Below are 12,562 nucleotides of genomic sequence, written 5' to 3'. Positions count from 1 at the left end.
CTTGGAGTGGCCTAAGAGCTGCCTAGAGGCGGCCTAAGGGTGGCCTACGAGCGGCCTTCAGGGGCGTCCCGCCGGCGCGCGCGGAAGGCGGCGACGTTCGTGCGGTTGGCGCACGCCTCCGAGCAGAAGCGCCGCCGGCCGGCGCGCGACGTGTCGGCGTAGACGCGGTCGCAGCCCTCCGCGGCGCACACGCCCGTACGGCTCAGCCCGTACTTGCAGACCAGCTCCGACAGGTTCATCAGCGTCGTCGCGCGGAAGCGGTGCGTCAGGTCCGCCGAGGGCGGCGCGTAGTGGATGTGCAGGCCGGCCGGGTCGTCGTGGTCGGCCAGGTGCGGATGCATCGGGACCTGGAGGAGCAGCTCGTTCAGGAGGCTCACCGCGTCCTCCAGTTCGGTCGCCTCGAAGAACGGCCGCAGCGTGCGGCCCCACTCGCGGAACGCCTCGGCGTGCCGCGGCTCGAACTGGCTCCAGAAGAACCCGCACTCGCGCAGCAGCGTGCGCAGCGCGTCCTCCGAGTCGTCCCCGCCCTCGCCGGTGACCCCGTTCACCAGCGCGACCGCGGCGGCCACGCCGTGACTCCCGTATCCGGTGATCTGCATTGCCCCGGGCTCCCGCGCGATGTCATGAGGTAACCGCCATGTTAGTAATGGGCCTTACAGCCGGCCAACTCCGGCGCCGCCGAGCACCGGGACGGCGGCAGGCCGGAATCGCCGGTCCTGAGGTCTTGCCGCGACCGTCTCCCTGACGGATCATGCAGGCAGCCGAGGAAGTCGGGGGTCCGCACAACGGGAGGCGTCCCATGGCCGATCCCACCTCCGACCTACCGCCAGCGTCCGCCGAGCTGCACAAGATCGGGGTGAGCAGGCCCGATCTGCCGGTCACCGACCTCCCGACCCCGGAGGAGGTCTTCGGCGTACGCCGGATCGGTCCGCGCGAACTGTTCATGTACGCGCTCGGCCCGAGCCTCATCGCGCTCGGCATCTCCATCGGGAGCGGCGAGTGGCTGCTCGGCCCCCAGGCGGTCGGCCAGTTCGGCTTCGAGGGCGTCGGCTGGGTCATCGTCGTGTCCGCCGTGCTCCAGACGCTCTACAACATCGAGTGCTCGCGGTACGTGATGGCCACCGGCGAGGTGCCCGTCGTCGGCTGGGGCCGGGTGCCGCCCGGCTGGTTCCTGTGGGTGCCGCTGTCGGTCTTCCTCGTCATCTTCGCGTTCATCGCGGGCGGCTGGGCCGCCTCCGCGGGGCAGGGGATGTACGCGCTGTTCCACGGGGAGATCCCGGCCAAGGACGCCGAGGAGCCCAGGATCTGGGCGATCGTGCTGCTGCTCGTGGTCTTCGCCATCACCGCCGGCGCCCGCCGCATCTCCCGGGCGCTGGAACTCGCCAACTGGGTCATGATCGGCGCGATCCTGATCGGCCTGGTCCTGCTGTGCCTGTTCGTGGTGCCGTTCGGCCTCTGGTGGGAGGGCATCAAGGGCTTCGTCACGCCCGCCGCGCCGCCGGAGGGGATCACCGCCACGCAGATCGGCGGCCTGGCCGGGTTCACCGCGCTCGCGTCCGGCCTCAATTGGTACGTGATGGGCCACTACCGGGACAAGGGCTACGGGATGGGGCACCGGGCCGGCTTCATCTCGGGCATGCGCGGCGAGCGGGTGAAGGTGCTCGCCAGCGGCGTCACCTTCCGCGACGACCCGAAGAACCGGGCGCTCTGGAAGCGCTGGTACCGGCTGCTGCTGACCGACATGTGGGGCATCTTCTTCGCCGGCGCGATGATCGGGATGCTGCTGCCGACGATCCTGATGGCCCGCGCGGTCGAGCTGACCGGCACCAAGCCCACCCAGGCGAACGTGCCGACGTTCGTGGCGAGCGCCCTCGACGAGGAGTACGGCCGCTGGCTGTTCTACGCGGCGCTGGTGCTGGGCGTGCTCATCCTGTTCACCACGCAGCTGGGCATCTTCGAGGCGATGGTGCGGGTCACCACCGACGCCGCGCACGCCACCAGCCCCCGGCTGCGGGCGCTCCTGGAGGGCGACCCGCGGCGCTTCTACTACCCGTTCATGCTGGTCCTGCTGGTGATCATCGCGGTCGTCCTGCATCTGGCGCTGCCCGTCAGCCTGGTCCAGTGGTCGGCCAACATGTCCAACCTGGGGGCGCTGATCTTCCCGTTCATGCTCATGTACCTGAACGCGAAGCTGCCGCGCCCCGCCCGGCCGCGGGCCTGGCACTACGTCATCCTGGTGCTGAACTTCCTGTTCTTCGGGTTCTTCTTCGTCAACTTCGTCGCGGACTTCGTCGGCGACCCGCTCGTCACGTTCTGACCCGCCGCGTTCCGGGGCGGCGGCCGGCGGCCGCCGCCCGCGGGGCGTCAGTGGCGCCAGCGGGTGGCGGCGGCGATCTCCTCCGGGGTCGAGCCCTCGAACAGCGCGGCCTCGCCCCGCCGCACGACCGCCACCGTGTCCACGAAGGCGTCGCCGAAGCTCGCGCGCATCAGCGGGTCCTTCTCGAACGCGGCGACCGCCTCCTCCAGGGAGGACGGCAGCGGCCGGATCCCCCGCGCGGCGCGCTCGTCCGCGTCCAGCAGGGCCGGATCGACGTCGTTCAGGGGTTCGGGCAGCACGCCGCCGGACTCCAGGCCCGCCCGCCCCGCCGCGAGCAGCGCGGCCAGCGCGAGGTAGGGGTTGGCGGCGCCGTCGAAGCACTTCACCTCCAGGTTGGACGACACGGCGCGGAACCCCGCGGGCCCCTGCACGAAGCGCAGCGCCGCCTCCCTGTTCTCCAGCCCCCAGCAGGCGAACGCGCCCGCCCAGTGGGACGGGACGAGGCGCAGATAGCTCGCCACGGCGGGCGCTCCGAGGGCGAGCAGCGCCGGCAGGTGCTCCAGGATCCCGGCGGCGAACGACTCGCCCCGGCGCGTCATCCCGAACGGGCCGTCCCCGCCCGCCATCAGGTTGACCCGCTTGCCGGGCGCCTCCTCGCGCCACAGGCTGAGGTGGACGTGGCCGCCGTTCCCGACCGCGTCGGCCGTCACCTTGGGGGAGAAGGACGCCGCCAGCCCGTGCCGGAACGAGACCGCCCGGATCACCGTCCGGACCAGCACCAGGGTGTCCGCCGCGCTCAGCGGGTCGTCGCAGGCCACCGACAGCTCCAGCTGGCCCGCCGCGTACTCGGGGTGGATCTGCACCACGGCGACGCCGCTCGCCTCCAGGGCGAGCAGCACGTCGCGCAGGTAGTCGGACAGCTCGCCGATGCGCGTCATCCCGTAGGCGGGGCCGTTGCAGGCGGGGGAGAAGTCCTCGCCGTCCCCCTTGGAGACGGCCCACTCGACCTCGAACGCCGCCAGCACCCGCAGCCCCTCGGCCGCCAGCAGGCCGGCCTCCCTGCCGAGGAGCCACCTGGCGTCGATCGGGTGCGGCGCGCCCTCCTGGGTGAACCGCTCGGCCGGCGCCCACGCCCAGCCGGGCATCGCCGCCAGCGGAACGAGCCGGTCCAGGACGGGATGGAGCCGCAGGTCCCCGGAGGGCCCGCCCGCGTACTCGCCGGACACGATCGAGTCGTCGAGGAGGAACGCGTCGAAGACCGGCGACATGCCGACGCCCCATTCGGCGGCGTCGATGAGCCGGTTGAACGGCACGGCCTTCGTCCTGGTGATGCCGCTGGTGTCGACCCACGTCAGCGCGACCGCCGTGAGGTCGTCGGCGGGGGGATCGGCGACGACGGCGAGGGCGTCCTCCCGGCGCCGCGCCCGTTCGGTCTCATCAAGAGCCTGAACCATCTGCTTCACGGTGAACGCTCCCAACCCGGGGGTTACGCCGGCGGTGGCGACGGTAACGGCATCGTAGGAAGGCGGCCGTGTCGGTGCACGTAGGAGCGCGAATGCTTGACGAAATCGAGTCACTGCGGCTGGTCGACCACCACTGCCACGGGGTCCTCCTGCGGGACCTCGACCATGAGGGCCTCGCCGGACGGCTCACGGAGGGGTCCGCTCCCGGACCCCTGGGCGGGAGCCTGTTCGACACGCGGACGGGGTTCGCGATGCGGCGCTGGTGCGCGCCCGTACTGGACCTGGAGGCCCACGCCTCACCGGACGCCTACGTCGCGCGCCGCGCCGAGCTGGGCGTCACCGAGGTCGGCCGCCGCTTCCTCGGCGGCGCCGGCCTGGACGACCTCTGCGTCGACACCGGGTTCACCCCCGAACCGCTCCTGGAGCCGGCCGAGCTGGGGAGGCTGGCCGGGGCCAGGGGGCACGAGATCGTGCGGCTGGAGGACGTCGCGGAGAAGGCCGTCGCCGAGGGCGTGGGCGCCGGCGCGTTCGCCCGCGAGGTGCGCGCCCGCCTGGACGCGCGCGCCGGGGACGCGGTGGGGTTCAAGTCCGTCGCCGCCTACCGGGCCGGCCTGGAGCTGTCCGGCGAGCGACCCTCGGCGGCCGAGGTCCGGGCCGCGGCGGAGCGCCTGCACCGCGAGGCCGACCGCGCCATGGCGGGCGGCCGGTCCCTGCCCCGCCTCGCGGACGAGACGCTGCACCGCTTCCTGGTGTGGGCCGCCGCCGAGTACGGCCTGCCCATCCAGTTCCACGCCGGGTACGGCGACTCCGACGTCGACCTGCACAAGGCGGACCCCTCCCTGCTGTCGCCGCTCCTGCGGGAACTCGAACCGGCGGGCGTGCCCGTCATGCTGCTGCACAACTACCCGTACCAGCGGCAGGCGGGCTACCTGGCGCAGGTCTTCCAGAACGTGTTCGTGGACGCCAGCCTGGCCACGCACAACCTGGGCCACCGCGCGCCGGTGATCCTGGCCGAGCTGATGGAGCTGGCGCCGTTCGGGAAGGTGCTGTACGCGTCGGACGCGTTCGCCCTCCCCGAGCTCTACTACCTGGGCGCCCTGCTTTTCAGGAGGGGGCTGGCGCACGTATTGGGCGAGGGCGTTGACGACGGTGCGTGGACCCAGGCGGACGCCTCGCGCATCGCGGGTCTCATCACCGCCGGCAACGCCCGGCGCGTCTACAGGCTCGGCGCGCGCCTCTAACCCCTGACCCGCGGCCTCTAGGACAGGGCGGCGCGGACCGCGTCCGGCACCGGAACGGGCACCGGCGGCTCGTGCGCCCCCGGCTTGACGCTGATGAACACGAACTCGGCCGTCCCGACCGGGCCGCCCTCCACGGCCAGGTGGACGCGCACGTCGAACGAGCTGCGCCCCCAGCGGGTCACCTCGGGCCGCATCTCGACCACCTCGCGCATCCGCGCGGGCGCGTCCCACTCCAGCGAGGCCTTCTTGACCATGTAGTCGAACTCGTCCTGGAAATCCTGCCCCAGCCTCTCCTGGAGCCACATGTCCATCGTGTCGTCGAGATAGACGAAGTAGTTGGAGTTGAACACGACGCCCTGCATGTCGCAGTCGCTGTAACGGACCCGGATCCGGTGCGTGAACGCTTCACTCTGCTCGTCAGCCACGGAGCAGACTTTAATGAAATCCACCGAATCCCGGGCGGAACGGGTGGGAGGCGCTGTGAACGATCCGTACATCCATGTCGAGGCCAGGGTGGTCCGGCGCGATGCCGACGTGCGCGGGCTGATGGCGTCGACGTTCGGGCTGGCCGCGGACCTGCCGGCCCGGGTGGACACCGGGTGCGGGGTGCGGGTGCCGTACGCGATGACCTCGGCGCGGCCGGACCGGGTCACCTGCCTCGCCTGCCGGGAGCACGCGGCGGCGGAGCACGGGCGCTTCGCGGAGCAGGTCGAGCGGCTCGGGCTGATGCCCGGATCCGTCATCGGCGCGGGCGAGGCGAGGGCCGCCGCGCGGCGGCACCGGGAGCTCGCGGAGCGGTTCGCCGCCACCGGCGGCTGACCGGGCGTTCGCCAACTTGCGGCGGTTTGTCGCTGGGGTCCTCTAACGTGTGGGCCCATGGAAGATCGGCTTCTCCCCGACGAGAACTCCCTGGTGATCCCGGCCGCGTGGCTCCCGGTGCTGCATCCGCGGCGCGGCGGCACGGCGGTCCCGGGGACCGCCGTCTCCGCGACGGCCCCCAAGCGGGTGGCGGCGAAGGTGCGCAAGGCGGCGGACTGGTTCGAGAAGGTCCTCGGGGCGGACGAGAGCGAGCCGGAGCCGGTCCGGGCGGTGCGGGCCTACCTCGGCGGCGAGGCCGATCCGCTGGGCGCGGCCGCCGTGGGCGCGCTGATGGCGGCGCGCGAGCGGTGGGACGACCCGCGCTCCGCCGTCTCGCACGTGGACGCGTGGGCCGCCGGGCACGGGATCGCGTTCGCCGCGGCCGCGTTCGTCATCCTGAGCGATCTCGGGACCGACAGGTACGGCGGCCACCGCGACCAGAACTACGTGCGGCGCCACCGGCAGGGGGACTACACGCCCTGGCGGCAGGTGGAGCGGCAGGCGGGGCGCAGGATGCGGACGCTGCTCGCCGCCGCCGGCGAGGACGAGCACCGGGACGCCGAGGCGCGGCTGGAGGCGCTCCGGGACACGCCGCGGCGGCGGCTGGCGGCCGCGTACCTGATGCCTCACCGGGCGGACTGGGTGGAGGAGTGCTGCGCGGCGCCGCCGGCGCCGCAGGACTGGTGGATGCCGCTGTGCTCGGCGGGGGCGCGGCATCTCGATCTGCTGGCCGGCCAGGTGCCGGCGAGCTGGGCGGGCGACGCGGCGGACGTGGTCGCCACCCTCGTCGACGGCGCCGGGGCCGCCGCCGCGGAACTGATCATCGAGGCGGCGGGGGACGCCTACTGGCGGGGGCCGCTGCTGGAGGCGCTGGCGGTCCTGCCCTCGGACGCCGCGTTCGAGGCGCTGCGGCGGCTCGACGCGGACGGCGACCGGGCGGCGCGGGGCGCGCTGCGGGACGCGATGGAGCGCTTCCCGGTACGGGCGATCCGGGTGCTGGCGCGGCGGGAGGACGCGGAGCTGCTCACCGCGCACCTGCGCCGCCACCGCGAGCGGGCCGGCGAGCTGGACGAGGCGTCCCGCGCGGCCGCCGAGGCGCTGATCGCGGCGGACCCGCAGGTGCCGGACGCGCCGGCGGCCGAGCTGCCCGCGTTCCTGATGGACCCGCCCTGGCTGCGGGAGGGCGCCGTCGCCGAGCCGGTCGTCGTCAAGGGGCTGGCGCCGCCGGCGGGCACGGCCGTGCGGTGGGCGCCCGGCGAGCGCGAGAGCTGGGCCGGGGACGCGCCGCCCGTTCCCGCGCGCGCCGGCTGGGACGACGAGCTGGCCGCCTTCCAGCCGCGGAGCAGGCACGCCGACGCCGCGCCCCGCCTCGCGCTGGTGGCGCCCGAGGACCTGGTGCGGCCGCTGCTGGCGGATTGGGACCCCGTCCGCCCCTGGACGGCCGGGGACTGGATGCCGCCGATCGTGGCCCGGTTCGGGGCCGACGCGCTGCCGGCCGTGCTCCGCGTCTTCAAGCGGTACCCCGCCGAGCACGCCTGGCTGCTGCTGCCGTTCCTCGACGTCCGCGTGGCCCGCCAGATGGCCGAATGGCTCAGGCGCCGCAAGACCGGCCGCGACCTGCCGCAGGACTGGTTCGAGCGGCACGGCGCGGACGCGGTCCCGATGCTCGTCCCCGCGGCGCTCGGCAAGCCGGGCCCGGCGCGGCTGGACGCGGAGTCGGCGCTGCGGCTGGTGGCGTCCCGGCACGGCGGCGAACCGGTCGTGCGGGCGGCGCGGGACGCGCACGGTGACGCGGCCGCGGGGGCCGTCGCGGCGCTGCTGGCGGCCGATCCGCTGGCGGTCTTCCCCGCCGAGCTGGAGATGCCCGGCAGCTGGGCGGCCGCGCACTTCTTCCCGCGGATCCTGCTGCGGGGCCGGGAGCGGGCGCTGCCCCTCACCGCCACCGACCACCTGATCACGCTGCTGGCCGTGTCCCGGCCCGGCGAGGTGCATCCCGGCGTGGACGCCGTCCGCGGGCTGTGCGATCCGGAGTCGCTGGCCGCGTTCTCGTGGGAGCTGTTCGAGGCGTGGCGCGAAGCGGGGGCGCCGGCCGCGCACGCCTGGGCGCTGTCGCAGCTCGGCTGGTTCGGCGACGACACGACCGTGCGGCGGCTGACCCCGGTGATCCGGGCGTGGCCGGGCGAGAACATGCACCACCGCGCCGTCACGGGACTGGACGTGCTCGCCGAGATCGGCACCGACGCCGCGCTGCTGGCCCTGCACGGGATCGCCTTCAAGGCGAAGTTCGCCGCCTTGAAGGCCCGGGCGCAGGAGAAGATCGAGGAGGTCGCGGAGGCCCTGGAGCTGACCGCCGAGCAGCTCGCCGACCGGCTCGTTCCCGACTTCGGGCTGGGCGCGGACGGCAGCATGGTGCTGGATTACGGGCCGCGGCGGTTCGTGGTCGGGTTCGACGAGCAACTCAAGCCGTACGTGACGGACGAGGACGGCAAGCGGCGCAAGGCGCTGCCCAAGCCGGGCGCCAAGGACGACCCGGGACTGGCGCCCGCCGCGTACCAGCGGTTCGCCGACCTGAAGAAGGGCGTGCGGACCATCGCCGCCGACCAGATCCGGCGCCTGGAGACGGCGATGGTGGCGGGGCGGACGTGGACGGCCGGCGAGTTCCGCGACTTCTTCTTCGGGCACCCGCTGATGTGGCACATCGCCCGCCGCCTGGTCTGGTCCGCCGAGCACGGGGGGACGCGCACGACCTTCCGCGTCGCCGAGGACCGCACGTTCGCCGACGCGGACGACGCCGTCCTCACCCTCCCCGACGGCGCCGGGATCGGCGTCCCCCACCCCGTTCTCCTCACCGAGAAGGAGCGGGCCGTGTGGGGCGAGGTGTTCGCCGACTACGAGATCCTGCAGCCGTTCCCCCAGCTGGGGCGGGACGTGCACGCCCTCACCGGGGAGGAGCGCGCTTCCGGGCGGCTGGAGCGGTTCGAGGGGGTCACGGTGCCGGCGCACGCGGTCGTGGGCCTGGTGCGGCGCGGCTGGGAGCGCGGCTCGCCGTACGACAACGGCGTCGAGCGGTGGATCTCCAAGCCGCTGCCCGGCGGGCTGCACGCCGTCGTCAACCTCCGGCACGGCATCAACGTCGGCGCCATCGAGTCCAGCGGCGACCAGACCCTGGAGTACGTCTGGATCAACGACGTGCCGAACGACTACTGGCCGAGCAAGGGCACGTCCCACACGTTCGGCACGCTGGACGCCGTGGCCGCGTCAGAGCTCCTGGCAGACCTCGCCCAGCTTGGGAGCACGGCATGAACGAGACCACGCTGACCCTTCCCGAGGCATGGCACCGCCATGTGCACCCCCGGCGCGGCGGCAGCCCCGTGCCGCCGGTGAAGATCGCCAAGTCGGCGGTGGAGAAGGCCCGCGCGTACGTCGCGGCGGCCGAGGGCGAGCTGGCCGCGCTCCTCGCCGGCGAGTACGGGGACCGGGACCTCGCCGAGGCCGCCCGGCGCCACCTGGACGGCGCGGCGGATCCGGCCGGCGCGGCGGCGGTCGCGCTGGTGTCCGGGTTCCCCACGATGGCGGAAACGGGGCTGCCGCCCGTGCTGCGCGTCTTCCTGGACGCCTGGGTCCTCGAACACGGCCTGGCGTTCGCGGCGGCCGCGCTGGTGCGGGCCGACTCGACGCGGGCGTTCCGGAAGGACGGCGGGGACGAGGGCACCTCCCGCGTCGCCGAGTACACGACGGGAGCGGCGTTCACCGGGTTCGCCCAGGAGTGCGGCCGCCGGATGCGCGGCCTGCTGGCCGCCGCCGAGCAGGCCGAGTACGACGCGGCCGTGGAGGCCCTCGCCGGGCTGCGCGACACGCCGGCGCGGCGGCTGGCGGTGTCGTACCTGGTGCCGACCCGGCACGACTGGACGCTGGAGTGCTGCCGGGAGCGGGCGTCGCTGCCGGTGCACGACAGGCAGCGGGGCACGCTGCTGGCCTGCATGGGGGACGCCGGGCACCTGGCGGCGTTCGGCCTCACCGCCTACAGGTGGAACGAGGCCACCGCCGAGACGGTCGCGACGATGATCGACGCGCTCGGCGCCGGCCTCATGCTGCCGCTCCTCACCGAGACGTTCGACAACGTCCACGTCGACGCGGCCGACCGGCGGCGGCTCCTGGACGCCATGGTGCTGCTGCCGACCGACGAGGCGTTCCGGGCGCTGCTGGACAGGCTCGCCGAGAAGTACGTGCGGCCCGCGCTGCTCGACGCGATGAACCGGTACCCGCGGCGGGCGCTGCGGCTGCTGGCCGCCGCCGCGGCGGCCGGGGACGGGGCGGCCCGGGAGCTGCTCGCCGGGCACCTGGCGACCCATCCCGAGACCGTCGCCGAGGAGCTGCCCGGGCTCCCGGCCGAGAGCCGCGAGCTGGTCGGGTCGGTCTCCGCGGCGAACGTCCGGATGCCGGACGCGCCGGCGGACGCGCTGCCCCGCCTGCTGGTGGAGCCGCCCTGGACGCGCCGCCGCGCGGCCGCCAAGCCGGTCGTCGTGACCGGGCTGACGGCCGCCGCCGAGCCGGCCCTGCGCTGGGCCGAGGGCGAGCGCGAGGCGTGGTCGGTGCCGGCCCTCCCGCGGTGGGGCGGGTACACCGTGCGGCAGGTGGGCTGGGAAGGGGCCGCCGAGCTGCTCAGGGAGGGGCGGCTGCACTACCGCGACGCCGCCCATCTGATGGCGGGCGGGCCGGCGGAGCTGGTACGGCCGCTGCTCGCGGGCCGGGCGGCGGTGGGCTGGGTCGACTCCGACGATCTGCCGTGGGTGCGGTACGTGATCGGCCGCTACGGCCTGGACGCCCTGCCGCTGGCGCTGGCGGCCGCCACCACCAACCCGGCGAGCTGCGCCCGGCTGCTGCTGCCGTACCTCGACGGGCGGGTCGCGACGCTGATGGCCGAGCTCCTCGACCGGAAGTCGGCCCGGCCGGCGGCGGTGGCGTGGTTCGGCAGGCACGGCGCCGGCGCCGCGCCGCTGCTCGTCCCCGCCGCGCTCGGCAAGGCCGGGAAGGACCGCCGGCGGGCCGAGGCGGCCCTGCTGCTGATCGAGTCCACCGCGGGCGCGGAAGCGATCGTCGCGGCGGCGCGGGACGCGCACGGCGACGCCGCGGCGGACGCGGTCGCGGCGCTGCTGGCCGCCGACCCGCTGGAGCGGCTCCCGGCGAAGACGCCGGACCCGCCGGCCTGGGCCGCGCCCCAGCTCCTCCCGCAGCTCCTCCTGCGCGGGCGCGAGCTGGCGCTGCCGGCGGCGGCCACCGCGCACGCGGTCACGATGCTGGCGATGTCCAGGCCCGGCGAGATGTACGCGGGCGTCGGCGTGCTCCGCGAGGTGTGCGACCCGGAGTCGCTGGCCGAGTTCTCCTGGGGCGTGTTCCGCCGGTGGGAGCAGCAGGACGCGCCGTCCAAGGACGGGTGGGCCCTGCACCAGCTGGCGTGGCTGGGCGACGACACGACCGTGCGGCGGCTGACCCCGGTGATCCGGGCGTGGCCGGGCGAGGGCGGCCACAAGAAGGCCGTCGGCGGGCTGGACGTGCTCGCCGAGATCGGCTCCGAGGTCGCGCTGCTGCACCTGTACGGGATCTCGCAGAAGGTGAAGTTCAAGGCGCTGAAGGCGCGGGCGCAGGAGAAGATCGCGGAGGTCGCCGCGGGGCTCGGCCTGTCCGCCGAGCGGCTCGCCGACCGGCTCGTCCCGGACTTCGGGCTGGGCGCGGACGGCAGCATGGTGCTGGATTACGGGCCGCGGCGGTTCGTGGTCGGGTTCGACGAGCAACTCAAGCCGTACGTGACGGACGAGGACGGCAAGCGGCGCAAGGCGCTGCCCAAGCCGGGCGCCAAGGACGACCCGGAGCTCGCGCCCGCCGCGTACCAGCGGTTCGCCGACCTGAAGAAGGACGTCCGCGCGGTCGCCGCCGACCAGGTGCGGCGCCTGGAGACGGCGATGGTGGGGCGGCGGCGGTGGACACCCGGGGAGTTCCGCTCGCTCTTCGTCGACCACCCGCTGATCTGGCACGTCGCCCGGCGCCTGGTCTGGATCGCCGAAGAGGGCGGGGACGGCGGCACGGTCACCGCGTTCCGGGTGGCCGAGGACCGCACGTTCGCCGGGGCCGATGACGACGAGGTCGCGCTGCCGGAGGACCGGGGGGACACGCGGATCGGCATCGCGCACCCGCTCGATCTGGCCGGCCTGGGCGAGGGCGCGGCGGCCTGGTCGGAGGTGCTCGCCGACTACGAGATCCTGCAGCCGTTCCCGCAGCTCGGCCGCGAGGTGCACACCCTCACCGCCGAGGAGCGCGCGGCCGGGCGGCTGGAGCGGTTCGAGCAGATCACCGTTCCGGTGCACAGCGTGCTGGGGCTGGTACGCCGCGGCTGGGAGCGCGGCACGCCGCTGGACGCCGGCGCCGAGCGGTGGATCTCCAAGCCCGTCCCCGGCGGGCTGCACGTCGTGATCGACCTGGAGTACGGCGTCAACGTCGGCGACGTCGACTCCAGCGGCGACCAGACCCTCCAGTACGTGTGGATCGGCGACGTCCCCACCGACTTCTCGCCGCGCGAGGGGACGCCCCGGACCTTCGGCGAGCTGGACGCCGTGGCCGCCTCGGAGGTCCTGGCCGACCTCACCTGGCTCGCCGCCGCCGCGCTCTGATCTTCGATTGGCCAGATT

8 protein-coding genes are annotated in these 12,562 nt (G+C 74.5%); 5 read left to right on the top strand and 3 right to left on the bottom strand.

What is annotated here, in order from left to right; translation table 11 throughout:
- Window positions 1-44 precede the first annotated feature (44 nt).
- Window positions 45-599, bottom strand: a complete 555-nt coding sequence (locus tag ACA361_RS09235) for a CGNR zinc finger domain-containing protein (protein WP_375011406.1) — start codon at window positions 597-599, stop codon at window positions 45-47.
- A gap of 200 nt (window positions 600-799) precedes the next feature.
- Here ACA361_RS09235 and ACA361_RS09230 point away from each other — a divergent pair, with 200 nt between their 5' ends.
- Entirely contained in the window at window positions 800-2,317 is a 1,518-nt protein-coding gene (locus ACA361_RS09230) for an Nramp family divalent metal transporter (protein ID WP_375011405.1), read from the top strand.
- Between the two features lie 47 nt (window positions 2,318-2,364).
- Here ACA361_RS09230 and ACA361_RS09225 read toward each other — a convergent pair whose 3' ends face one another.
- Entirely contained in the window at window positions 2,365-3,771 is a 1,407-nt protein-coding gene (locus ACA361_RS09225; RefSeq protein WP_375011992.1) for a glutamine synthetase, read from the bottom strand.
- A gap of 101 nt (window positions 3,772-3,872) precedes the next feature.
- Between ACA361_RS09225 and ACA361_RS09220 the strand changes: the two genes are divergently transcribed.
- Window positions 3,873-5,021, top strand: a complete 1,149-nt coding sequence (locus ACA361_RS09220) for an amidohydrolase family protein (RefSeq protein WP_375011404.1) — start codon at window positions 3,873-3,875, stop codon at window positions 5,019-5,021.
- A 17-nt stretch (window positions 5,022-5,038) separates the two neighbouring features.
- On the opposite strand, the gene ACA361_RS09215 is transcribed toward ACA361_RS09220, so the two are convergent.
- The gene (locus ACA361_RS09215; RefSeq protein ID WP_375011403.1) at window positions 5,039-5,446 is read right to left on the bottom strand and encodes an acyl-CoA thioesterase; all 408 of its coding nucleotides are present in this window, start codon (window positions 5,444-5,446) and stop codon (window positions 5,039-5,041) included.
- 55 nt (window positions 5,447-5,501) lie between these two features.
- Between ACA361_RS09215 and ACA361_RS09210 the strand changes: the two genes are divergently transcribed.
- From ACA361_RS09210 to ACA361_RS09200, 3 genes are read left to right on the top strand one after another with little or no spacing between them, the layout of a single operon-like run.
- Window positions 5,502-5,840 carry a hypothetical protein gene (locus tag ACA361_RS09210; protein ID WP_375011402.1) on the top strand — a complete coding sequence of 113 codons (339 nt, stop codon included), beginning with the start codon at window positions 5,502-5,504 and terminating at the stop codon, window positions 5,838-5,840.
- Window positions 5,841-5,897: 57 nt separating this feature from the next.
- Window positions 5,898-9,182, top strand: a complete 3,285-nt coding sequence (locus ACA361_RS09205; protein ID WP_375011401.1) for a DUF4132 domain-containing protein — start codon at window positions 5,898-5,900, stop codon at window positions 9,180-9,182.
- On the top strand, window positions 9,179-12,544 hold the full coding sequence (locus ACA361_RS09200; RefSeq protein ID WP_375011400.1) for a DUF4132 domain-containing protein: 3,366 nt from the start codon (window positions 9,179-9,181) through the stop codon (window positions 12,542-12,544). The genes ACA361_RS09205 and ACA361_RS09200 overlap by 4 nt, the downstream gene beginning before the upstream one ends.
- Window positions 12,545-12,562: the final 18 nt, after the last annotated feature.

The sequence above is a fragment of the Actinomadura sp. 21ATH genome, from assembly GCF_041951345.1.
Lineage (GTDB): Bacteria > Actinomycetota > Actinomycetes > Streptosporangiales > Streptosporangiaceae > Spirillospora.
This window is presented reverse-complemented; position numbering and strand designations above follow the sequence as displayed.